General features: G+C 72.9%; 19 protein-coding genes. 3 read left to right on the top strand and 16 right to left on the bottom strand.

The genetic code is table 11. From position 1 onward, the window contains the following. Positions 1 to 44: 44 nt before the first annotated feature. On the bottom strand, positions 45 to 1,127 hold the full coding sequence (locus Q4A22_RS07835) for a DegV family protein (RefSeq protein WP_303178324.1): 1,083 nt from the start codon (positions 1,125 to 1,127) through the stop codon (positions 45 to 47). Continuing rightward, on the bottom strand, positions 1,127 to 3,637 hold the full coding sequence (gene leuS, locus Q4A22_RS07840; protein WP_303178326.1) for a leucine--tRNA ligase: 2,511 nt from the start codon (positions 3,635 to 3,637) through the stop codon (positions 1,127 to 1,129). Before leuS ends, Q4A22_RS07835 begins: the two co-directional genes overlap by 1 nt. A gap of 178 nt (positions 3,638 to 3,815) precedes the next feature. Between leuS and Q4A22_RS07845 the strand changes: the two genes are divergently transcribed. Further along, positions 3,816 to 4,883 carry an alpha/beta fold hydrolase gene (locus tag Q4A22_RS07845; protein ID WP_303178328.1) on the top strand — a complete coding sequence of 356 codons (1,068 nt, stop codon included), beginning with the start codon at positions 3,816 to 3,818 and terminating at the stop codon, positions 4,881 to 4,883. Continuing rightward, positions 4,880 to 5,983 (top strand): glycosyltransferase, encoded by a 1,104-nt coding sequence (locus Q4A22_RS07850; protein ID WP_303178330.1) that lies wholly within the window; start codon positions 4,880 to 4,882, stop codon positions 5,981 to 5,983. Before Q4A22_RS07845 ends, Q4A22_RS07850 begins: the two co-directional genes overlap by 4 nt. Positions 5,984 to 6,027: 44 nt before the next feature. Here Q4A22_RS07850 and Q4A22_RS07855 read toward each other — a convergent pair whose 3' ends face one another. Then, on the bottom strand, positions 6,028 to 7,218 hold the full coding sequence (locus Q4A22_RS07855; RefSeq protein ID WP_303178332.1) for an MFS transporter: 1,191 nt from the start codon (positions 7,216 to 7,218) through the stop codon (positions 6,028 to 6,030). Then, positions 7,218 to 7,601, bottom strand: a complete 384-nt coding sequence (locus Q4A22_RS07860) for a VOC family protein (RefSeq protein WP_303178334.1) — start codon at positions 7,599 to 7,601, stop codon at positions 7,218 to 7,220. Before Q4A22_RS07860 ends, Q4A22_RS07855 begins: the two co-directional genes overlap by 1 nt. A 64-nt stretch (positions 7,602 to 7,665) precedes the next feature. Here Q4A22_RS07860 and Q4A22_RS07865 point away from each other — a divergent pair, with 64 nt between their 5' ends. Then, positions 7,666 to 8,433 (top strand): DeoR/GlpR family DNA-binding transcription regulator, encoded by a 768-nt coding sequence (locus Q4A22_RS07865; RefSeq protein WP_303178336.1) that lies wholly within the window; start codon positions 7,666 to 7,668, stop codon positions 8,431 to 8,433. Between the two features lie 119 nt (positions 8,434 to 8,552). On the opposite strand, the gene Q4A22_RS07870 is transcribed toward Q4A22_RS07865, so the two are convergent. The 12 genes from Q4A22_RS07870 to Q4A22_RS07925 form a co-directional block, all read right to left on the bottom strand. After that, on the bottom strand, positions 8,553 to 9,221 hold the full coding sequence (locus Q4A22_RS07870) for a DJ-1/PfpI family protein (RefSeq protein ID WP_303178339.1): 669 nt from the start codon (positions 9,219 to 9,221) through the stop codon (positions 8,553 to 8,555). An 81-nt stretch (positions 9,222 to 9,302) separates the two neighbouring features. Continuing rightward, entirely contained in the window at positions 9,303 to 11,690 is a 2,388-nt protein-coding gene (locus Q4A22_RS07875) for a primosomal protein N' (protein WP_303178341.1), read from the bottom strand. Then, entirely contained in the window at positions 11,687 to 12,892 is a 1,206-nt protein-coding gene (gene metK / locus Q4A22_RS07880) for a methionine adenosyltransferase (RefSeq protein WP_303178343.1), read from the bottom strand. Before metK ends, Q4A22_RS07875 begins: the two co-directional genes overlap by 4 nt. Before the next feature lie 9 nt (positions 12,893 to 12,901). Further along, positions 12,902 to 14,158: a bifunctional phosphopantothenoylcysteine decarboxylase/phosphopantothenate--cysteine ligase CoaBC gene (gene coaBC / locus Q4A22_RS07885; protein WP_303178454.1), complete on the bottom strand. Its 1,257-nt coding sequence runs from the start codon at positions 14,156 to 14,158 to the stop codon at positions 12,902 to 12,904. 50 nt (positions 14,159 to 14,208) lie between these two features. Beyond that, complete coding sequence (rpoZ, locus tag Q4A22_RS07890; RefSeq protein ID WP_303178345.1) at positions 14,209 to 14,703, bottom strand: DNA-directed RNA polymerase subunit omega; 495 nt, start codon at positions 14,701 to 14,703, stop codon at positions 14,209 to 14,211. 83 nt (positions 14,704 to 14,786) lie between these two features. Continuing rightward, a complete protein-coding gene (gene gmk, locus Q4A22_RS07895) occupies positions 14,787 to 15,362 on the bottom strand; it encodes a guanylate kinase (RefSeq protein WP_303178346.1) in 576 nt (191 codons plus the stop codon). 106 nt (positions 15,363 to 15,468) lie between these two features. Then, positions 15,469 to 15,783 (bottom strand): integration host factor, actinobacterial type, encoded by a 315-nt coding sequence (gene mihF, locus Q4A22_RS07900; protein ID WP_303178348.1) that lies wholly within the window; start codon positions 15,781 to 15,783, stop codon positions 15,469 to 15,471. A 182-nt stretch (positions 15,784 to 15,965) separates the two neighbouring features. Beyond that, positions 15,966 to 17,000, bottom strand: coding sequence for an orotidine-5'-phosphate decarboxylase (gene pyrF, locus Q4A22_RS07905; RefSeq protein WP_303178455.1), 1,035 nt, complete (start codon positions 16,998 to 17,000; stop codon positions 15,966 to 15,968). Positions 17,001 to 17,049: 49 nt separating this feature from the next. Beyond that, on the bottom strand, positions 17,050 to 20,367 hold the full coding sequence (carB, locus tag Q4A22_RS07910; protein ID WP_303178349.1) for a carbamoyl-phosphate synthase large subunit: 3,318 nt from the start codon (positions 20,365 to 20,367) through the stop codon (positions 17,050 to 17,052). Next, a complete protein-coding gene (carA, locus tag Q4A22_RS07915; protein WP_303178351.1) occupies positions 20,367 to 21,551 on the bottom strand; it encodes a glutamine-hydrolyzing carbamoyl-phosphate synthase small subunit in 1,185 nt (394 codons plus the stop codon). Before carA ends, carB begins: the two co-directional genes overlap by 1 nt. Positions 21,552 to 21,612: 61 nt before the next feature. Next, a complete protein-coding gene (locus tag Q4A22_RS07920) occupies positions 21,613 to 22,107 on the bottom strand; it encodes an ABC transporter permease (protein ID WP_303178456.1) in 495 nt (164 codons plus the stop codon). A gap of 30 nt (positions 22,108 to 22,137) precedes the next feature. Continuing rightward, on the bottom strand, positions 22,138 to 23,025 hold an 888-nt coding region (locus Q4A22_RS07925), incomplete at its 5' end, for a dihydroorotase (protein ID WP_303178353.1).

The raw sequence follows: 23,025 nt of genomic DNA on the forward strand, positions 1-23,025 counted from the left end.
GGTGGGAGGGGACTGCGCTGTGGAGGCCGTGAGCGGGAAAGCCCTCAGGAGCCGGGCTGGGGAGCCCTCACACCGTGCGCGACGGGCGCCGAGGTGGGCCCCTCAACCACCGCCGCCTTCGCCCCCAGCCCCAGGTGGGCGCTGAGCACCGGGGGCAGCTCGCTGACCACCAGCCGCGCGTCCGGGCGGTACCGGTCCACGAGCACCTCCCCGATCTCCCGCGCCCCGTGCGGGTCCGCCACGTGGTGCACGCACAGCACCGGGTGCTCCGGCTCCGCCTCCCGCAGCGCTCGGCCCACCAGGGACATGAACCGCTCCCGCGCGCGCGGTGCGGACACCGGGCGCTCCACGGTCACGATCCTGCCTCCGGCCAGGCTCAGCAGCGGCTTGAGCTGCAGCATCGAGCCCACCACCGCGGCAGTCGGCTTCACCCGACCTCCGCGGCGCAGCGTGTCCAGCGACCGCACCTGGATCAGCACCTGAGCGGCGGCCGACGCCTCACGGGCTGCGCGGGCGACGTCGTCGACACCCGCTCCCGACGCCGCCGCGGCCAGTGCCGCGCGCACACCCAGGCCCTGCCCGAGCCCCGCGCTCGCGGTGTCCACGATGCGCACGGGGATCCCGATCTCCTGCCGGGCGATCCGCGCGGCGGCCACCGTGTCGGAGAGCTCCCCGGACAGGTGCACAGAGACCACGGCCTCGAACCCGGCCGTCTCGGCCCGGTGGTACGCGGCTCGCAGCTGCCCCGGTGCGGGCCGCGACGTGGTGACCGGGCGGCCCTCCGCGAGCGCGACCACCAGGGAGGACAGCCGGTCCGTCTCGTCCTCCGTGTGCAGCTGTCCGCCGATGAGCACGGGCATGTCCACCGCCGCGAAGCCGCCGGTGGCCTCGAAGGACGCCAGCCACGCGGGAGGAAGGGCCGCGGCGCTGTCGGTGACCACAGCCACGCGGCGCCGCTGAGCCGCGCCCTCGGCAGCGGAACCGGGCGCCGCGGCGTCGTCGCCGGGCAGAACCGGGGAACCGGAGGAGACCGGGGAACCCGCCCCGGAACCACCCGGGAACGGGCGGAGCCCGCCCTCCCCCTCGTGCGAGCGGGCGGACGGGCTCCGGGAACCGTGGCCGGTCATCAGACCACGATGTTCACGAGCTTCGGGGCGCGCACGATGACCTTGCGCACCGTGGCCTCGGACAGCAGCCGCTGCACCACCGCGGATCCCATGGCCGCGGCCTCGAGGTCCTCGTCGGAGATGTCCGCGGGGACCTGCAGGCGGTCGCGGACCTTGCCCTTGACCTGCACCACGGCGGTGACGGTGTCCTCCACGAGCAGGGACTCGTCCACCTCCGGCCAGGGGGCGCGCACCACGGTGTCCTCGTGGCCGAGCAGGTGCCACATGTCCTCGGCGGTGTACGGGGCCACGAGGCTCAGCAGGATCGCCACGGCCTCCACCGCCTCGCGCACCGCCGGGTCCGCGGGACCGCAGCCGGAGTCGATCGCCTTGCGGGTCACGTTCACCAGCTCCATGGTGCGGGCGATCACCACGTTGAACTTCCCCGCGTCCAGCAGCTGGGCGGCGTCCGCCACGGTCTTGTGCGTGGCCCCGCGCAGCGCGCGGTCACCGTCCGCGAACGACGCCGCCGGGTCCGCCGTGCAGTCCTGGGCCAGGCGCCACGCCCGCGCCAGGAACTTCTGGGAGCCCTGCGGGGAGACGTCCGCCCAGTCCACGTCGTCCTCGGGCGGGGACGCGAAGACCATGGTCAGGCGCACCGCGTCCACGCCGAACGCGTCCAGCTGCTGACCCAGGTCCACGCCGTTGCCCAGGGACTTGGACATGGCCTTGCCCCCGTTGAGCACCTGGCCCTGGTTCAGCAGCGCCTTGAACGGCTCCGTGAAGCCCACCAGGCCGAAGTCGTACAGGGCCTTGGTGAAGAACCGCGAGTACAGCAGGTGCAGGATCGCGTGCTCCACACCGCCCACGTACTGGTCCACCGGCAGCCAGCGGTCCACCGCGGCGCGGTCGAACGGCGCGGCGTCGTCGTGCGGGGAGGTGTAGCGCAGGTAGTACCAGGACGAGTCCACGAACGTGTCCATGGTGTCGGTGTCCCGCTTCGCCGGACCGCCGCACGCCGGGCACGTGACGTTCACCCAGTCCGACGCCGCCGCGAGCGGGCTCTGTCCCTTGGGCGCCAGCTGCTCACCGCGCAGGTTCTCGGGCAGGCGCACGGGCAGCTGGTCCTCGGGCACCGGCACCTCCCCGCAGGAGGCGCAGTGGATGATGGGGATGGGCGCGCCCCAGAAGCGCTGCCGGGACAGCAGCCAGTCCCGCAGCCGGAAGTTCACGTGGTGCTCGCCCGTGCCGGCCTCCGTGACGATCTCGACGGCGCGCTGCACCGCCTGCGCCTTCGGCAGCCCGTCCAGGGGGCCGGAGTTCACCAGGGTGCCCTCCCCCGTGGCGGCCACGCCCGAGACCGCGGGGTCCTCCTCGCCGGTGTCCAGCACGGTGCGCACGGGCAGGTCGAACGCGCGGGCGAAGTCCAGGTCCCGCTGGTCGTGGGCCGGCACCGCCATGATCATGCCCGTGCCGTAGTCCGCCAGGACGTAGTCCGAGGCCCACACCGGCAGCTTCTCGCCCGTGAGCGGGTTCACGGCGTACCGGCCCAGGAACACCCCGGTCTTCTCCCGGTCCGAGGCCTGGCGCTCGATGTCCGACAGCGCCTTGACCCGCTCCCGGTACTCCGCGAGCGCCGCAGCCTGCTCCGGGGCCACGATCTGCTCGGCCATGGGCGCGTCCGCGGCGACCACGCAGAACGTGGCCCCGTAGAGGGTGTCCGGGCGGGTGGTGAACACGGTGACCGTGCGCCCGGACGTGTCCGTGGGGTCAGCGCCCTCCGCCGGGGCGCCCTCGACGACGAAGTCCACGTGGGCGCCCTCGGAGCGCCCGATCCAGTTGCGCTGCATGGCCAGCACGCGCTCGGGCCAGTGCCCCTCCAGCTCGCCCATGTCGTCGAGCAGCCGCTGGGCGTAGTCCGTGATCTTGAAGTACCACTGGTTCAGGGACTTCTTGGTCACAGGGGTGTGGCAGCGTTCGCAGGCCCCGTTGACCACCTGCTCGTTGGCCAGCACCGTCTGGTCCTTGGGGCACCAGTTCACCGGGGAGTCCTTGCGGTACGCCAGCCCGTGCTCGTAGAACCGCAGGAACAGCCACTGCGTCCACCGGTAGTACTCGGGGTCCGAGGTGTGGATCTCCCGGTCCCAGTCCGCGCTGATCGCGTAGCGCTTGAAGGACTCCCGCTGGGTGTCGATGTTGCGGTAGGTCCACTCCGCGGGGTGCGCGTCCCGCTTGATCGCGGCGTTCTCCGCGGGCAGCCCGAACGAGTCCCAGCCGATGGGGTGCATCACGTCGTAGCCGCGGTGCAGCCAGTAGCGGGCCACCACGTCCCCCATGGCGAAGGCCTCCGCGTGACCCATGTGCAGGTCGCCGGAGGGGTAGGGGAACATGTCCAGGACGTAGCGCCGCGGCCGGGAGCCGTCGTCGGCGGGGGTGAAGACCCGGTGGCGCTCCCAGTAGCCGGACCAGGTGGACTCGATCCGCCGGACGTCGTAGTCGGTGCCCGCCTCCGGGGTGCTCTGCTCGCTCACGTGCCTCGCCTTCAGGGTTCGCGGGGCCGGGTGCCCGGACCCCGGTGCCGGGGTGGGCGTGCGGTCCCCCGCGTGGATGTGTGGGGATCCCTCCCAGCTTAGACCAGCGGCCGTCACGGCCCGCCTGGACCGGGCCCGGATACCATGGTGGCGCCGATGCTCACCCGATGGAGGTCCCGTGGACAACCCCTATGCCGAACGACGCAGCGTGGACCTGGGCGGGTACCGGGTCCGCTACTGGTTCTACGACGCGGACAAGCAGCGCAAGCCCCTGCTCGTGATGCTCCACGGCTTCCGCGGGGACCACCACGGCCTGCAGCTGATCGCCTCCGCCCTGCGGGAGAAGTACCACGTGGTCCTCCCTGACCTGCCGGGCTTCGGCCGCTCGGAGCCCTTCCCGGACCGGGAGCACTCCGTGGCCGCCTACGTGGACTTCGTGCGGGACTTCGTCACCGCGCTGACCGACGGTGCCGTGACCCCGGACTCGGGCACCGGCGTGGTGCTCGCGGGACACTCCTTCGGCTCCATCCTGGCCTCGCACTTCGCCGCCGCGCACCCGTCCATGGTGGAGCGGCTGGTGCTGGTCAACCCCATCTCGCAGCCGGCCCTGAGCGGGGAGCAGAAGAACCTCACCCGGCTCACCCGCCTGTACTACGGCGCGGGCTCCGCGCTGCCGCGGCGGCTGGGCACCCGGCTGCTGTCCTCCGACGCCGTGGTCAAGCTCATGACGGACGTGATGGTCAAGTCCGAGGACCCGGAGGTCAAGCGCTACGCCCTGCGTCAGCACCAGGCGTACTTCAACACGTTCGCGAACCGGGACGTGCTCTCCCAGGCGTACGACGCCTCCATCTCCCGCACCGTGGCGGAGGTGGCCATGAACCTGAGCATGCCCACCCTGCTGCTGGTGGGGGAACTGGACGACCTGGGCTCCGTGGAGTCCCAGCGCACCATGGCCTCGTGGGTGCGCAGCCACCGCCTGGAGATCATCCCGGGCGTGGGCCACCTGATCCACTACGAGGCACCGCTGACCGCCGCCGCGCTGATCGAGGACTTCCTGGAGTCCCCGGCCCCGGAACCGCTGGAGGGCTACGACGAGCTGCCCCGCGCGGACACCACCGAGTCCACCCCGGACCAGCTCACCGGGATGCTGCCCGCCGTGGACCCCGCGGCGAGCGCCCGCCAGTTCCGCCGGGAGACCCGGGTGCGGGAGGCCTCGAAGGACTCGCGCGGGGAGTCGCGGCGGTGAGGCTGCTCTTCGACGCCCGCTACATCCGCACGGACCACCACGACGGGATCAGCCGCTACAGCGCCGAGCTGCTCGCGGCCACCGCACGCCTGGCGGCGGCGGACCCGCGGGTGCGGCTGTGCGCGCTGATCAGCGATCCCGCCCAGCGAGGCTTCGTGCCGAACGGTGTGCCCGTCCTCACGGGCCCGTCCGTGACGTCCCCGGCGGAGGCGTTCACCGCCCAGTACGTGAACAGGTACGCGCCGGACGTGGTGTTCTCCCCCATGCAGACCATGGGCTCCCTGGGAAGGCGCTACCGGCTGATCCTCACCCTGCACGACCTCATCTACTACGAGCACCCGCAGCCCCCCGGAGACCTCCCGCTGGCCGTGCAGTGGGGGTGGCGGGCCTACCACCAGGCGTGGTGGCCGCAGCGGCTCACGCTCAACCGGGCGGACGCGGTGGCCACCGTGTCCCAGACCTCCCGCGAGCAGATCCTCGCGCACCGCCTCACCAAGCGGGAGGTGCGCGTGGTGGCCAACGCGGCGCCGTCGTCCGGGATCCCGGAGAGCGAGGCGCTCGCGCGGCTGGGACGGCGCGGCACGGACCTGCTCTACATGGGCTCGTTCCTGCCGTACAAGAACGTGGAGACGCTGCTGCGCGCCGTGGCCCACCTGCCCGGGCACACCCTGCACCTGCTGTCCCGGATCAGTCCCGCGCGGGAGACCGAGCTGCGCGCCCAGGTCCCGAGCGGGGCCCGGGTGGTGTTCCACCGCGGCGTCGGCGAGGACGAGTACCGGCAGCTGCTGGCCTCGTGCGCCGCGCTCGTCACCGCGTCCCGCGCGGAGGGCTACGGGCTGCCGCTCGTGGAGGCCTTCGCGCAGGGCGCCCCCGTGGTGTGCTCGGACCTGCCCATCTTCCACGAGGTCGCCGGGGACGCCGCCGGCTACGCCCCCGCGGACGACGACGCCGCGTTCGCCGCCCGGGTGCGCGAGCTCACCGACCCGGACCTCGCCCGGGCGCGCATCCTCGCGGGGCTGGCGAAGATTCGCGAGCACACGTGGGAGGACTCCGCCCGGGACCTGCTGGCCCTGGCCGAGGAGCTGCACCAGCGCGGCTGAGCGGGAGCGCTCGCCACTCCTGGTCGCCAGCCCGGCTCATCTCGTCACCGACGCCGCGCCGCGGGCACCGCCGCAGTGGCCACGACGGCCGCCACTCCCACGGCGAGCAGCGCGTGCAACGTGCCGAAGCGGTCCCCCAGCAGACCGAGCAGCGGGGGCCCGCCGAGGAACGCGGTGTAGCCCATGGTCGAGACCACCGACAGCCGGGCCGCCGCGCGTGCCGGCTCGTCCGAGGCCGCAGACATGCCCACCGGGAACCCGAGGCTCGCCCCGACGCCCCACAGTGCGGCGCCAAGGAACGCCACCGTGAGCGAACCGAAGACCACCATCACGCACCCGGCGAACGCCAGGGTGAACAGCACGCTCAGCAGCGCCACCCGGCCGAAGCGGTCCAGGGCACGCGTGCCGAGGATCCGCGCGAGCGTCATGGCCGCGAGGAACACGCTCACCGCCACCACTCCCACGCCGGAGCCGACCCCGTGGCCGTCCACGAACCCCACGGCGAGCCAGTCGTTGGCCGTGCCCTCGGTGAAGGACGCCGCCATGGCCATCACGCCGATCAGCAGAGTGCGCGGCTCCCGCCACGCCCCACCGGTGGGCCGGGCGCGCGAGGGCCCGGGCGGCCTCGTCGTCGGAGCCGTGAGGAACCGGGTGCTGACCACCCAGGCGAGCCCCGCCGCCAGCAGGACCGCGAGGGACACGTGCCACGCGACGGGCACACCCGCGACGATGGCACCCGCCCCCGTGAGGGCGCCGAGGACCGTGCCACCGCTGAACGCGGCGTGGAACCACGGCATGATCGCGCGGCCCAGGCGGTGCTCCACGGTGGCGCCCTCCAGGTTCTGGGCCACGTCCCACATGCCGTTGCCCAGCCCGAAGACCGTGAGGAACGGGGCCACCCACCGGACGTCCGGCGCCACGGCAATTGCGGCCGAGGCTCCCACCAGACCGGCCGCGGCCACTGCGGCGGCCAGCCGGGTGCCGCGGGCGGTGCCGGTGCGCTCGAGCACCCGCCCGGCCAGGGGCAGCCCGATCAGTGAGCCCGCCGCGATCGCGAGCAGCAGCACGCTGAGCGCACCGGGTGAGAGCTCGAGGTGGGCGCGGACGTCCGGCAGCCGGGACATCCACGACGCGAAGGCGAAGCCGTTGGCCCCGAACACCACGAGGGTGGCGGTGCGGGCGGACCGGGCAGACGGTCCCGTGCCGGCGGAGGGGGCGGGGTGTGTCGTCGTCATCAGCCCACCAGCTCCACGTGGTTGCCCTCCGGGTCCAGCACCACGGCCTCGTAGTAGCCGTCCCCGGTGACGCGCGGGCCGTCCAGGACGGTCACGCCGTCCCGCAGCAGCCGGGCCACGAGGGCGTCCACGGCCTCCCGCGACCCCAGGTGCAGCGCCACGTGGTGCAGACCCAGGTGACGCGCGGACTGCGGCTCGTCGTGGCAGGGACGGGACATCACCTCCAGGCGGGCCCCGCCGTCGAAGCTCAGGAAGTGTGTGCGCAGCCCCGTGCGGGGGTTGTGGTAGCCGGGGCCGCGGGAGGCACCGGCGTAGGTGGTGTAGAAGTCGCACACTGCGTCGAGGTCCTCGACGTGGAGCGCGGCGTGGTCGAGTACGGCCATCGGATGTCCTTTCCGGGAACGGGAGCTCTTGCGTACTGATCACGCTATGGGGCTGAATGATCACATGCACCGATCAGTTCGAGCCAAGATGATCGTCCAGTCGCTGCGCTCCTCCGGGCGGATGAGCGTGGGCCAGCTGAGCCGTCTCACGGGCGCGTCCCCCGTGACGATCCGTCGCGACCTCGCCACCCTGGAGGCCCACGGCGCCCTGCGCCGCGTGCCCGGCGGGGCGGCACGCGCCGTGAAGTCCGGCGAGGAGCTGCCCTACGCCCTGCGCCTGGGCGAGGACCTCGAGCGCAAGACCGCGCTCGCCCGGGCCGCGTGCGAGCTGATCAGCGACCACGACACCGTGATCATCGACAACGGCACCACGTGCCACGCCGTGGCCACGCAGCTCGTGGGCAGACCCCTGACCGCCGTGTGCCTGTCCCTGCACAGCGCCACCGCGCTCGGGAGCGACCCCGCCGCCCGGGTGGTGGTCCCCGGAGGAGTGGTCACCACCGACACCCTCGCGCAGCTGAGCACGCAGGCCACCGACGCCGTGCGGGCCCTGAGCGCCGACGTCTTCGTGATGGGCGCGTGCGCGATCTCCGCGACCCGCGGTCTCGTGTGCGACCTCCCCGAGGACGCCGCGATCAAGGCCGCAGCCATCGAGTCCGCGACCCGCCGCGTGCTCGTGACCACGGCGGACAAGCTCACCCGCCCCTCGACCTTCCGCTTCGGGGCGGTCGCGGACCTCACCCACCTGCTGACCACCGAGGACGCACCCCGCGCCGCCCTGGAACCCTTCGAGGACGCGGGGGTGCAGGTCACGATCGTGCCGAGCGTGTGAGGCGGGCGCGTCTTGTCGTGCAGCCGCACAGGGGCCGGGGGCACATGCGGGAGGAGTCCGCTCGTCAGCTGCCGCGCCCGTGCAGCTGACCGTCGTCGCCCGGCCTGTCGGCGGACGCGCTACAACCGCCTCGCGTCCGGAAGCGGTGCGTCAGCCCCGGGGAGCTCGTGGTCGAGCGCGAACGGATCGGCCGACGGGTCACTGTTCGGCGTGTACTCGCACCGGCGCGCGGACTCGCGCGCGCTCTCCGCTCCGAACAGCCAGGTGATGAGCGCGCAGGCCATGTCCATCCCGGCGGCGACCCCCGAGGACGTCCAGCGGTCACGGTCGTGTACCCAGCGGGCGGAGGGGTCCCACTCGACGCCCTCCCCGCAGCTCGCGACCCACTCGAAGGCCCGCTTGTTGCTCGTGGCCCGGTACCCCGCGAGGGCTCCCGCGGCCGCCAGAACGGCCGAGCCCGTGCACACGGAGCTCACCACGCTGGCCCGTCCCGCGAGCTCGGCCACCTCGTTCAGCTGCCTCTGATCGGCGGCAATGGCCCGGGTGCCGGGACCTCCGGGGACCAGCAGGATGTCGGGCTCCACGTCCTGCCACGCCGCCTCGGCCAGCACCTGAACGCCCTGGGAGCTCGGTACGAGACCGGGCACCCGCGCCGCGTAGTCGATCTCCAGTCCGGGAACTGCCTGGCACAGTTCCACCGGCCCGAATACGTCCAGCAGCTCGAATCCCGGGAACAGCACCACCGTGAGCCGTCGAGGGCCCGCATCCACACTCGTCCTGGCCGTCATGGCCGTCATGGTAGGCCAGTTGCCGGGCCGGCCCAGGGACCCGGGGTGCCGCGCCTCCGGAGTGCGTGCGTGGGCGGGCGGCTACAGCAGGTCCGCCACGTCGCAGCGCACGTTCACCGGCGCGTGCTCCCGCAGTGCCGAGGCCCGGGCCTTCTCCGCCCGCAGGGCAGCGGTGACGCGCGGGGCGATCCCGAAGCCGAAGAACAGCAGGGCCCGGTAGGGACGCTCAGCACCGCGTTCGGGTCCGACACGGCCGCCCACCGCACCGTCCGAACCCCCGGAAGCAGCGCGGGCGAGACCATCGAGCGTCTCGGCCGGTCTCTCACCGGTCTCGGCGTCGGCGGGGTCCGCGCCGTTGCCCGCAACGAACTCCACGGGCGCAGGGCCCACCACCCGCACCCGTTCCGGCAGCCGCAGGTCCCGCAGCGTGGCGGCCACCGCCTCCCGTGTTCCCGTGAGCGCGGCGGTGCGCACGGCCGGGGGCAGGCCCAGCTCGTGGCGTTCCTGAAGCTCACGGGCGGAGTGACCGGCGGGATCCCAGCGCACCAGGGCAGCGACCGCGCGGTCCTGGTCCGCGGTGACCACCACCGTGCCCCCGCGCGAGGACGCCCGGACGAGGGCGGCGGCGTTGAACCATCGGCGCAGCGTCTGCTCCTCCGCGCGCAGCCAGGGACGGGCGAGCATCTGGTTGCCGTCCAGCAGCAGGGCGGCCGCGTAGCCGCCCTCGGCCACGGGCTCCGCGCCCGGGGTGGCCACCACGAGCGCGGGCTCGGACCCCACCCGGGAGCGCACCGTGCGGTCGCTGGACGAGATCACGGGCACCTGCGGGAACGCGCGCCCCAGTTCCTCGGCCGTCCGCCCGGCTCCAACGGAGCTCAGCCGCACCCGCGTGAACCCGCACTCCACGCACCGCCAGTCGTGCGCCTGCCTGCCGCACCACGTGCACACGGGCACCCCGTTCGCGGACGTCAGCGACAGGGGGCCGTCGCACGCCGTGCAGCGGGCGGGGGTGCGGCAGCGCTGGCACGCGAGCACCGGTGCGTACCCCTTGCGGGCCACCTGCACGAGCACCGGGCCGCGCTCCAGACCGGCCCGGGCCACGCGGAACGCCTCGTGGGGCAGCCGCGCCCGGGCAGCCAGCGGGTCGCGCTCGGTGTTGAAGGAGTCGGAGGTCGCCTCGATGCGCGGGGAGAACCGGCGCAGCTCCGCGCGCGGGGGTGCCACCCGCCACGCCCAGCCGGTGGCCACGAGCCGCTGCGCCTCCGGGCTCACCGCGTACCCGGTGAACAGCGCGGCGAGCCCCTGCTGCCGGGCGCGCAGTAGCAGCACGTCCCGGGTGTGCTGGTACGGGGCGCGCTGCTCCACGAAGTTCACGTCCCCGTCGTCGTGGCAGCACACCAGGGCGAGGTCCCGCACGGGTGCGTACGCCGCGGAGCGCGTGCCCACGGCCAGGCGCTTGCGGCCCAGCGCGAGCTCCAGGAACCCACGGTAGCGGGGCGTGGGTCCGTCCCCGGCGTGCAGCCGGACGACGGCGCCCTCCCCCACGAGCGCGTGCAGCGCCCGCTCCAGCCGCTCCAGCGCCTTGTGGTCCGCCACCACACCCACCGCACCGCGGCCCGCCGCGTGGGCGGTGGCCATGGCGTTGGCCGTGAGCGCGGCCCAGTCGTGGTCCTCGGCCGAGGGCAGCACCTCCACGACGGCGCGCGCCTGCGTTCCCGCCGCAACGGCTGCGATGAACTCGGGGCCGCGGTCGTACCGCTCCCAGAGGGAGGTCTCGGGAGCCGCCGCGCCTCCGGTCACGGAGGGGTCCACGGGATCGGGGGTGGAGGAATCCCCGGCCGTTCGCGTGGTTGCCGACGTTCCGGCGGCGGCGCCGCCCGCGCCTGGCGACGCGTCATCCACGGCCTCGGTCTCCTGGACACCGGTGTCCGGGACAGGGGACGGCGAGGCCGGTGCTTGCGAGGCCGGTTCCTGCGGGTCCTCCGCGATGAACTCCCTGTCCACGCGCGCCACCCGGGGCGCGATGGCCACGCGCAGGACGTCCGCGGCGGTGCCCGCGCAGCGGTCCGCCACGGCCTCGGCGAGCTCCACGATCTCGGGCCGGGCCACGGGCAGGGGGCTGAGCACGCGGCGGATGGGCAGCAACCGGTCCTCCGCCACGTCCGTGCGGTCCACCCGGTCCACGACCCACCCGGACATCTTCCGTCCGGAGAAGATCACGGACACCTTGGATCCCACCACCGCCTGCTGGTCCAGCGCGGCGGTGACGCGGTAGTCGAAGCGGCGGTCCAGGTGCGGCACGTACGCCTCCAGCAGCACCTTGGCCACCGGACGCTCAGGCGCCGCGGCCTCGGAAGCGGGGGCGCGGCGGGCAGCCGCACGGGCTGCACGGTCCCGGGGTGCGGCCGCCGGAAGCCCGGAGAGCGCCAGCTGCTCCCCCGGGTCCTCCGGCTGGGCCGCGGAGCTCACAGCCCCGCGGCGGAACGCAGCTCCTGCACCCGGTCCGTGCGCTCCCAGGTGAAGTCGGGGTCGTTGCGGCCGAAGTGCCCGTGCGCCGCGGTCTTCGCGTAGATGGGGCGCTTGAGGTCCAGGTCCTCGATGATCGCGAGCGGGCGCAGGTCGAAGACCTCGGTGATGGCCCTCTCGATCCGCACGGGGTCAACCGTCTCGGTGCCGAAGGTCTCCACGTAGAGACCCACCGGGTGCGCCTGCCCGATCGCGTAGGCCACCTGGACCTCCGCGCGGCGTGCGAGACCCGCGGCCACCACGTTCTTGGCCACCCACCGCATGGCGTACGCCGCAGAGCGGTCCACCTTGGAGGGGTCCTTGCCGGAGAACGCCCCGCCGCCGTGGCGGGCCATGCCACCGTAGGTGTCCACGATGATCTTGCGCCCGGTCAGCCCGGCGTCCCCCACGGGCCCGCCGCGCACGAAGTTGCCCGCCGGGTTCACGATGATCCGTGTGCTCGACAGGTCCAGCCCGGACTCCTCCAGCACCGGGGTGACCACGCTGGTGGTGATGTCCCGGGCGAGCTGGTCCAGGTGGTAGTTCTCCGCGTGCTGGGAGGAGACCACCACGGTGTCCACGGACACGGGTGTGTGGCCGTCGTAGCCGAGGGTCACCTGGGTCTTGCCGTCCGGACGCAGCTCGGGCAGCACGGCGGTCTTGCGGACCCGGGTGAGCTGCTCGGACAGCCGGTGGGCCAGCAGGATGGGGGCGGGCATCAGCGCCTCGGTCTCGTCCGAGGCGTAGCCGAACATGATGCCCTGGTCCCCCGCGCCCTGCACGTCCCGGGGGTCCCTGGCCACACCGGTGCGCTCCTCCAGGGAGGTGAACACGCCGTCGTAGATCTCGTTGGACTGCTCTCCCACGCTGATGGAGACGCCGCAGAACTCGCCGTCGAAGCCGTGCACCGAGGAGTTGTACCCGATGTCCAGCAGGGTCTTGCGCACGATGTGCGGGATGTCCACGTAGGCGTCCGTCTTGACCTCACCGGCCACGTGCACCAGTCCCGTGGTCACCATGGTCTCCACGGCCACCGAGGACTGCGGGTCCTCGCTCAGCAGCGCGTCCAGGATGGAGTCCGAGATCTGGTCGCAGATCTTGTCCGGGTGCCCCTCGGTCACGGACTCGGACGTGAAGATTCTCAGGTGTTCACTCGATGCGGTCACGCCCCCACACTACCCGGCGCCCCGGACACCCAGTTCGTGGCCGATGCGCTCCACCACGAAGCGCGCCACCTCCGTCTTGGAGCCCCGCGCCGTGGGCTCCTCCGGGGAGCGCGCCGAGAGCACGGTGACCTCGGTGTCGTCCCGGCCGAAGACCTTGTCGGTGCCCACCTCGTTGAGCACCAGCAGGTCGCAGCCCTTGCGCCGCAGCTTGGCCCGGCCGAACTCCAGCACGGAGTGCTCGGCGTCCCCGGTCTCCGCGGCGAAGCCCACCACCAGCTGCTCCGCGCCGCACCGGTCGCGCCGCTCCACGAGCGCCCGGAGAATGTCCGGGTTGCGCACCAGGCGGATCACGGGGTCCGTGCCGTCCTCGGACTTCTTCATCTTGTGCTCGCCCACGGTGTCCGGGCGGAAGTCGGCCACGGCGGCGGCCATGACCACCACGTCGCTGTCTTCCGCCGCGGCGAGCACGGCCTCCTGCAGCTCGTGGGCCGAGGACACGCGCGTGAGCTCCACACCCCGCGGCAGGTCGGTCTCCACGTGGGCCGCGACCAGGTGGACGTGCGCCCCCGCGTCCCGCGCGGCCTCGGCCAGGGCGACCCCCTGCTTGCCCGAGGAGCGGTTGCCCAGGAAGCGCACGGGGTCCAGCGCCTCGCGGGTGCCACCGGCCGTGACCAGCACGCGGCGTCCGCGCAGGGCACCCGCGGCCCCGGCGGCGTCGCCCCCGCCGGCGCGGGGGGTGGTGTCCGTGACGAGGGCGAGTGCGGCCTCGAAGATCTCCCGCGGCTCGGGCAGCCGCCCCGGGCCGCTGTCGGAGCCGGTGAGACGGCCGGTGGCGGGTTCCATCACGGTGTGGCCGTGCTCGCGCAGCAGGGCCACGTTGCGCCGGGTGGCGGGGTTGAGCCACATCTCCGTGTGCATGGCCGGGGCCAGCAGCACGGGGGCGGCCGTGGCGAGCACGGTGGTGGTGAGCAGGTCGTCCGCGTGGCCGTGGGCCACCCGGGCCATGAGGTCCGCTGTGGCCGGGGCGATCACCACGAGGTCCGCAGCCTGGCCCTGTGCCACGTGGTTCACGGTGTCCACGCGGTCGAAGACCGATCCGGAGACGTGCTCCCCGGTGAGAGCCTCCCACGTGGGGACACCCACGAACTCCAGGGCCGCGCGGGTGGGCATGGGCACCACGTGGTGGCCCGCCTCGGAGAACAGCCGGGAGAGGGATGCGGCCTTGTATGCGGCAATGCCCCCGCCCACACCCAGCACCACGCGCAGCGGCGCGGCGGTCGGGGTGGGGACGGGGGCGGGGCCGGTGTCCGGCGGTGTCACTGCTCGGAGGTCTCCGCGGAGTCGTCCGTGGTGTCCTCGACCACGGTCTCCGTGGTGGTCTCGGTGACCTCTTCGCCGGAGGCGGTGTCATCGGCCTCGGCCGTCTCGGTGATCTCCACGCCGTCGGAGAACACCGCGGTGCCGTCCTGCTCCTGGGTCTGCGCGAAGAAGTCCCCGGTGAACATGTCGGTGGCGGTGGGCTCGTCGCCGACCAGCTGACCGTTCGGGGTGAAGGACGCGTGGGCCACGTGGTCGGCCTCGATCAGGCCCTCGTCGATCTCGCGGAACGCGATGGACAGGGGCTTCTCGTTGAGCTGGGTGTCCACCAGCGGTCCCACGTACTCGAACAGGCCCTCGTGCAACTGCGAGTAGTACGCGTTGATCTGGCGGGCGCGCCGGGCGCCGAAGATCACGAGTCCGTACTTGGAGTCCGTCTTGTCGAGCAGCCGATCGACGGGCGGGTTGACGATGCCTTCGTTGTTCGTGCTCACGTGTTCTCTCGACTCCTGTGGTGGACGTGTGTTTCTGTGGTTCGCGGGCGGACCGGAAGGGGTCCGCGGGGGCGGCGGGGCGCTCAGTGCTCCCGCCCGCCGGGCAGCCCCATAAGGGCCACGAGCTCTGCGGCGGCGCGCTCCACGGTGTCGTTGACCACCGTGTGGTCGAACTCCGACTGCGCCGCAAGTTCCAGTTTAGCCGTTTCGAGGCGGCGCTGCTGCTGGGCGGGGGTCTCGGTGCCGCGCCCCACGAGGCGGCGCACCATCTCGTCCCAGCTGGGCGGGGCGAGGAAGACGAACTGCGCCTCTGGCATGGCCTGGCGCACCGACCGGGCTCCCTGGAGGTCGATCTCCAGCAGCACGCTGCGCCCCGCGGCCAGGGCCTCCTCCACCTTGTGGCGGGGGGTGCCGTAGCGGTGGAGGTTGTGCACCACGGCCCACTCCAGCAGGTCGTGCTCCTCGACCATGCGGTCGAACTCGGCGTCCCCCACGAAGAAGTAGTGCACGCCGTCCACCTCGCCGGGACGGGGCGCGCGCGTGGTGGCGGAGACGGACAGCCACACGTCCGGGTAGTGGTCGCGCACGTACGTGGACACCGTTCCTTTCCCCACGGCCGTGGGGCCGGCGAGAACGGTCACGGTGGGCGTGCGGGACACGGGTACCTCCAGGGGACGGTGGGAGACGGACCGAGCGGTCGTCCGCCACTGTACCAACCGCGGTGGCCGCGGCGGGACGGGACCGCGGTGCCGCCCCGCCGCGCGCTCAGCGGTCCAGGTACTCCACGAGCGCCCGGCGCTGGTGCTGACCCAGCCCCCGCACGCGGCGGGTGGGCGCGATCCCGATCTGCTCCATGATCGCCGCGGAGCGGACCTTGCCGATGCCCGGCGTGGCCTCCAGCAGCTCCGTGACCTTCAGGCGGCTCACGGCGTCGTCCTCCTTGCCGCGGTGCAGCACCTCCGCCACGCTCACGGAGCCGTCCCGCAGGGACTTCTTGATCTCGGCCCGAGCGGACCGTGCCGCCGTGGCCTTCTCTCGCGCACGGGCGCGCTCTTCATCGGTCAGTGGCCGCAGTGCCATGCCCAGCTCTCCTCCTAGATAGCCCAGGGGCCCCGGCGCGCACCGATGACAGGGGGGTGGTGCGCGGGAGTCCTCGCCACGAAAATACCCGACGCGTTTGCTCGCGTACATACGGGCGCGCACGAAGACCGCCCCGTGACGTGCGCGGACGCGCGCTCGTCACGGGGCGGCTCGGAGACTCCTCAGGGGCGCTGCAGAACCTCCGCGAGTTCCCCGCTCGCGCGGTCCACGGCCTCCCGCAGGGCGGCCACGTCTGGGCCGTGGGCCAGCACACCGCGCGAGGAGTTGGCCAGCACCGTGCCCCTGACCTGGGAGAACACCCGCGCCACGGCGTGCGCGTCTGCTCCCTGGGCACCGTAGCCGGGTGCGAGGACCGGCCCGTGGAGCGGGCGCAGGTCCAAGCCGAGCCGCTCCAGGGCCTCCCCCACGGTGGCGCCGACCACCACTCCGCACGAGCCCAGCCCCGCGGAACGGGACGACGTCACGATTCGGTCACGATCGCCGCCGTGACCTCGTGCGGTCCCGTGTCCGACCTCGGACGACGCCGCCGCGCCGCCGCCGCGTCGCGCGTCACCGTGGTCCCGGCCCGGGTCGGTTCCCCGGGCGGGACCGGTGCCGGGGTCCGCCGTGGCCCCGCGCCGCTCCGCGTTCTCCCGCGCCACGGCGGCGAGGACGGTGCCCGCCACGGAGTCGGGGCCACCCGCGTGCTGGACGCTGGCCCCCTCGGGGTTGGAGGTCAGCGCGAGCACGAAGGTGCCGCGCCCGGTGCTGCGGGCGAGGTCCAGTGCGGGACGCAGGGACTCGACGCCCAGGTACGGGCTCAGGGTCACGGCGTCGGCGGCCAGCGGGGAGTCGTCCGAGAGCCAGGCGGCGGCATAGGCGGCCATGGTGGAGCCGATGTCCCCGCGCTTGGCGTCTGCGATGCTCAGCACACCGGCGGCCGCGGCCTCCCGCAGCACCCGTTCGAGCACCGCGAACCCGGTGGAGCCGTAGGCCTCGTACAGGGCCACCTGCGGCTTGACCGCGGCAGCGCGGCCCGCCGCGGCCTCCAGCGTCCGGAGGGAGAAGGTCTCCAGGCCCGCCGCCGTGGTGGGCAGCCCCCACGCCTGCAGCAGGGAGGGGTGCGGGTCGATCCCCACGCACAGCGGGCCGTTCTGTGCCATGGCCCGCTGCAGCCGGGCGCCGAACGGCTCGCGCGCCGCGGCGGCGTCGTGCACCGGGGTGGCGCCCTGCGCGGGAGCCGCGGGTCGGTCCTGGGCCGGGGAGTCAGCCACGGGAGGCCTCCTCGGCGCGCTCGCGCAGGGTGCGCTCGTGCTCCTGCAGGGAGGTCACCGACCAGGTGTACTGCCGCTGCGCGGTGATGGCCTGCAGCGCCGCCCCGAGCTCGGAGACCGTGGTCATGGTGGGCACGCCCACGGAGGTCGCGGCGGCACGGATCTGGTACCCGTCCCCGCGCGCCTGCTGGCCGCCGGAGGGGGTGTTGAAGATCAGGTCGATCTTCCCGTCCGTGATCAGGTCCGCGACCGTGGGCTCGTCCCCCTGGGCGTCCGCGATCTTGGCCACCACCGTGGACTCGATGCCGTTGCGGTGCAGCACCTGCGCGGTGCCGCCCGTGGAGACGATCTCGAAGCCCAGGTCCGCGAACATCTTGACCGGGATCACCGCGGAGCGCTTGTCCTTGTTGGCCACCGAGACGAACAGCGCGCCGGAGGTGGGCAGGGGTCCGCCCGCGGCGGCCTGGGCCTTGGCGAACGCCGTGTCGAAGTACTTGTCCACGCCCATGACCTCGCCCGTGGAGCGCATCTCGGGACCCAGCAGCGAGTCCACCACGGTGCCCTCCGGGGTGCGGAAGCGCGCGAACGGGAGCACGACCTCCTTCACGGCGGTGGGGGTGCCCTCCGGCAGGGTGGTGCCGTCGTGACCCGTGGGCAGGACACCGTGGGCACGCAGCTGCGCGATCGTGGAGCCCGTGCCGATCAGCGCGGCGGCCTTGGCCATCTGCACGCCCGTGGCCTTGGAGACGAACGGGACGGTGCGGGAGGCCCGCGGGTTCGCCTCGATCACGTAGAGCACGTCCGAGGCGAGCGCGAACTGCAGGTTGATCAGACCGCGCACGCCCACGCCGCGGGCGATGGCCTCCGTGGCCTCGCGGACCCGGGCGACCACGTCCGGGGCCAGGGTGATGGGGGGCAGCACGCACGCGGAGTCCCCGGAGTGGATCCCGGCCTCCTCGATGTGCTCCATGACCCCGCCCACGTAGCACTCGTGGCCGTCGTAGAGGGCGTCCACGTCGATCTCGATGGCGTCCTCGAGGAACTTGTCGATCAGCGCGGGGCGGCTGGGGCTGACCTCGGTGGCGTTCTCCAGGTACGCGCGCAGGGACGCCTCGTCGTAGACGATCTCCATGCCGCGCCCGCCGAGCACGTACGAGGGGCGCACCAGCACGGGGTAGCCGATCTCGTGGGCGATCCGGCTGGCGGCCTCGAAGTCGTGGGCGGTGCCGTTCTTGGGCTGGCGCAGCCCGGCCTCGGTGAGCACGCGTGCGAACTCCCCGCGGTCCTCCGCGAGGTCGATGGCCTCGGGGCTCGTGCCCAGGATCGGCACTCCGGCGGCCTTGAGGTCCGCGGCGAGCTTCAGCGGGGTCTGCCCGCCCAGCTGCACGAACACGCCCAGCAACCCGCCCGAGCGGCGCTCGGCCTCCACGACCTCCATGACGTCCTCGAAGGTGAGGGGCTCGAAGTACAGGCGCGTGGAGATGTCGTAGTCCGTGGACACGGTCTCCGGGTTGCAGTTGAGCATCACCGTCTCGTACCCGGCCTCGCGCAGCACCATGGACGCGTGCACGCACGAGTAGTCGAACTCGATGCCCTGCCCGATCCGGTTGGGGCCCGAGCCCAGGATCATCACGGAGGGCTTGGCGTGGGGGGCCACCTCGGTCTCGCTGTCGTAGCTCGAGTAGTGGTACGGGGTGAAGGCCTCGAACTCCGCGGCGCACGTGTCCACGGTCTTGTAGACCGGGCGGATGTCCAGGGCGTGGCGCACCCCGCGCACCACGGACTCCTCCTGGTGCACGAGCTCCCCGATCTGCGCGTCCGAGAAGCCGTGGCGCTTGGCCTCCCGCAGCATGGCGGGGTGCAGGTCCGGGTCCGCGCGCACGAGCTCCGCGGTCTCGTTCAGCAGCTGGATCTGGTCCAGGAACCAGGGGTCGATCGCGGTGGCCTCGAAGACCTGCTCCACGGTGGCACCCGCCAGCAGCGCGCGCTGCACGTTGCGCAGCCGCTCGGTGGTGGTCTCCCGTGTCCGCTCCACCAGACGGGCCACGGTGTTCGGCCCGGGCTCCACCGCGGGGCGGGTGAAGTCGAAGGAGGAGCCCTTCTGCTCCAGCGAGCGCATGGCCTTCTGCAGCGCCTCCGTGAAGTTGCGCCCGATCGCCATGGCCTCCCCCACGGACTTCATGGTGGTGGTCAGCGTGGGGTCCGCGGCCGGGAACTTCTCGAACGCGAAGCGCGGGACCTTCACCACCACGTAGTCCAGGGTGGGCTCGAAGCTCGCGGGGGTCTTGCGCGTGATGTCGTTGGGGATCTCGTCCAGCGTGTAGCCCAGGGACAGCTTCGTGGCGATCTTCGCGATCGGGAAGCCCGTGGCCTTGGACGCGAGCGCCGAGGAGCGGGAGACGCGCGGGTTCATCTCGATCACCACGATGCGCCCGGTGGCCGGTTCCACGGCGAACTGGATGTTGCACCCGCCGGTGTCCACGCCCACCTCGCGGATCACGGCGATCGCGATGTCGCGCATGCGCTGGTACTCGCGGTCGGTGAGGGTCAGGGCGGGGGCCACCGTGACGGAGTCACCGGTGTGCACGCCCACGGGATCGACGTTCTCGATGGAGCACACGACCACCACGTTGTCGTTGGCGTCGCGCATCATCTCCAGCTCGTACTCCTTCCACCCCAGGATGGACTCCTCCAGGAGCACTTCCGAGGTGGGCGAGTACTGGATGCCGGCACCGGCGATGCGGTGCAGGTCCGTCTCGTTGTACGCGAGCCCGGAGCCCAGCCCGCCCATGGTGAAGGAGGGACGGACCACCATGGGGTAGCCGAGCTTCTCGGCGGCGGCGAGCGCCTCGTCCATGGAGTGGACGATCTCGGAGCGGGCGGACTCGGCGCCGCAGCGTTCGACGACGCCCTTGAACGCCTCGCGGTCCTCGCCGAGGTTGATGGCGGCCACGTCCGCGCCGATCAGCTCCACCCCGTACCTCTCCAGGGCGCCGTTGGCGTCCAGGGCGAGCGCGGTGTTCAGGGCGGTCTGCCCGCCCAGGGTGGGCAGGACGGCGTCGGGGCGCTCCTTGGCGATGATCTTCTCGACCGTCTCCGGGGTGATGGGTTCCACGTAGGTGGCGTCCGCGAACTCGGGGTCGGTCATGATGGTGGCCGGGTTGGAGTTCACGAGGATCACGCGCAGCCCCTCGTCCTTGAGCACGCGCAGGGCCTGGGTGCCGGAGTAGTCGAACTCGGCGGCCTGCCCGATCACGATGGGCCCGGAGCCGATCACCAGGACGCTGTTGAGGTCTTGCCTGCGGGGCATCAGTTGTCTCCTGCTTCCGGAGCGGAGCCGCGGGCGGCCCGGTCCATCATGTCCACAAAACGGTCGAAGAGGTACGCGGAGTCGTGGGGGCCGGCGGCGGCCTCGGGGTGGTACTGCACGGAGAACGCGGGGATGTCCTCGCAGCGCAGGCCCTCCACCACGTTGTCGTTGAGGCCCACGTGGGACACGGTGACCCGGCCGTAGCGCTGCTCGGGGGCGGTCACGGTCTCCCCCACGGGGGCGTCCACCGCGAAGCCGTGGTTCTGGGAGGTGATCTCCACGGTTCCGGTGGCGAGGTCCTTCACCGGCTGGTTGATGCCGCGGTGGCCGAAGGTCAGCTTGTACGTGCCGAAGCCCAGGGCCCGGCCCAGCAGCTGGTTGCCGAAGCAGATGCCGAAGAACGGGATGCGCGCGTCCAGCACGCCGCGCAGCGTCTCCACCTGCTCGTCCGCGGTGGCGGGGTCGCCGGGGCCGTTGGAGTAGAACACGCCGTCGGGGTGCAGCTGCCGGATCCGCTCCAGGCCCGAGTCCGCCGGGACCACGTGCACGCGCACGCCGCGCTCGGCCAGCCGCTGCGGGGTCATGGACTTGATGCCCAGGTCCACGGCCACCACGGTGTGCTTCACGGGTGCGTCCCAGCCGTGGGCGGAGGGCTCCACGGTGTAGGTCTCGTCCGTGCTGACCGCCTCGGCGAGCGCCTGCCCGGCCATCGTGGGCTGCGCGGTGACGCGCTCCACGAGCTGGGAGGTGGGCAGGGCGGCGTCGTCCCCGGAGAAGATCCCGGCGCGCATGGCTCCCCTGTCCCGCAGATGGCGGGTGAGGGCGCGGGTGTCCACGCCCTGGATGCCGGGGACGCCCTGGGCGTCGAGCTCCTCGTCCAGGGAGCGCTCGCTGCGCCAGTTGGAGGGCCTGCGGGCGGGGTCGCGGACCACGAAGCCGCTGACCCAGATCCTGCGGGACTCCATGTCCTCGAGGTTCACGCCGGTGTTGCCGATGTGCGGCGCGGTCTGGACCACGATCTGGCCCGCATAGGAGGGGTCCGTGAGCGTCTCCTGGTAGCCGGTCATGCCGGTGGCGAAGACCGCCTCGCCGAAGGCCGTGCCCTGGGCGCCCCAGGCGCGGCCGTGGAACACCGTGCCGTCCTCGAGGACCAGCACGGCCGGTTCGATGCGTGGTGAGTTCATGGCGAACTCCTTTCGTTCAGCGTGCGGGAGCGCCGGTGCGGCGCGTCCCCGTGTCTACGTCTCAGGCGTCCAGCAGGGCCGACGCCGCGTCCTCGAGCTCGTGGGAGCCCTCACCGGTGCGCGCGCGGAAGCCGGTGTCCACGCGGGTGTCCCCGAGGTCCCAGGTGAGCACCACGAGCCCGTCGCGCTCCACGAACTTGCCCACCATCCCGGAGGCGGTGGACACGGCCCGCAGGTCCGCGCGCGGGATGAAGAGGTCCGTGGCCCCCTGCCTGTTGAGGAGGATCCCCTCCGGGGCCACCACGGCCTCGGCGGTGGTGCGCACCCCGAGACCGTGGGCGGCGATGCGCTCCAGCGGCTGGTCCGTGTACGTGGTGACCACGTACATCCCGTCCACGCGGGCGGTGGCGTGGCGGACGATGTCGCGCGGGGGCTGCGCCAGGTCGGACAGTCCCGACTGCCGGCGCACCCGGCCCTGCCACCCCCACCACAGCAGCGCGAAGAGCACCACCACGATCAGGACGGTGAGCAGGGTGGGTACGAGCTTGTCGGACATGGACTCCACGACCTTTCGAGGGTGGGTGGCTCAGTGGCCGAGGGGCGTGGCGAGCTCACCGTCACGCACCACGGGGTGGCCGCGGTAGAAGGTGGCCCGGACGGCGCCGGGAAGTGTCATGCCCCGGTAGGGGCTGTTGCGTCCCTTGGAGGCGTGGGTGGCGGGGTCCACAGGGGTGGCCCCGCGGGGGTCCCACAGCACGATGTTCGCCGGGGCCCCCGGGCGCAGGGGCTGGCCCTGGTCCGTGAGTCCCAGGATCTCCGCCGGACGGTGGGACATGATCTGCGCGACCCGCCGCCAGTCCGCGAGCCCGGTGTCCACGAGCGCCTGCTGCACCACGGACAGCGCGGTCTCCAGCCCGGTCATCCCGTGGGCGGCGCACGACCACTCGCACTCCTTGTCCTCCGCGGTGTGCGGGGCGTGGTCCGTGCCCACCACGTCCACCACGCCCTGGGCCACCGCCCGGCGCAGGGCCTTGACGTCCTCGTCCGTGCGCAGGGGCGGGTTGACCTTGTAGACGGGGTCGAAGGTGCGCACCAGCTCCTCGGTGAGCATGAGGTGGTGCGGGGTGACCTCAGCGGTCACCGCCACGCCGCGGGACTTGGCCCAGCGCACGATCTCCACGGAGCCCGCGGTGGAGAGGTGGCAGATGTGCAGCCGCGAGTCCACGTGCTGGGCGAGCAGCACGTCCCGGGCGATGATCGACTCCTCCGCGACGGCCGGCCAGCCCGTGAGCCCGAGGTCCGCGGAGACCGCGCCCTCGTTCATCTGGGCGCCCTCGGTCAGGCGCGGCTCCTGCGCGTGCTGGGCCACCACGCCGTCGAAGGCCTTCACGTACTCCAGGGCCCGGCGCATGAGCACGGGGTCGTGGACGCACTTGCCGTCGTCGGAGAACATCCGCACCCCGGCGCGGGACTC

It is taken from the genome of Kocuria sp. (genome assembly GCF_030530945.1).
In the GTDB taxonomy this organism is placed as follows: Bacteria; Actinomycetota; Actinomycetes; order Actinomycetales; family Micrococcaceae; genus Kocuria.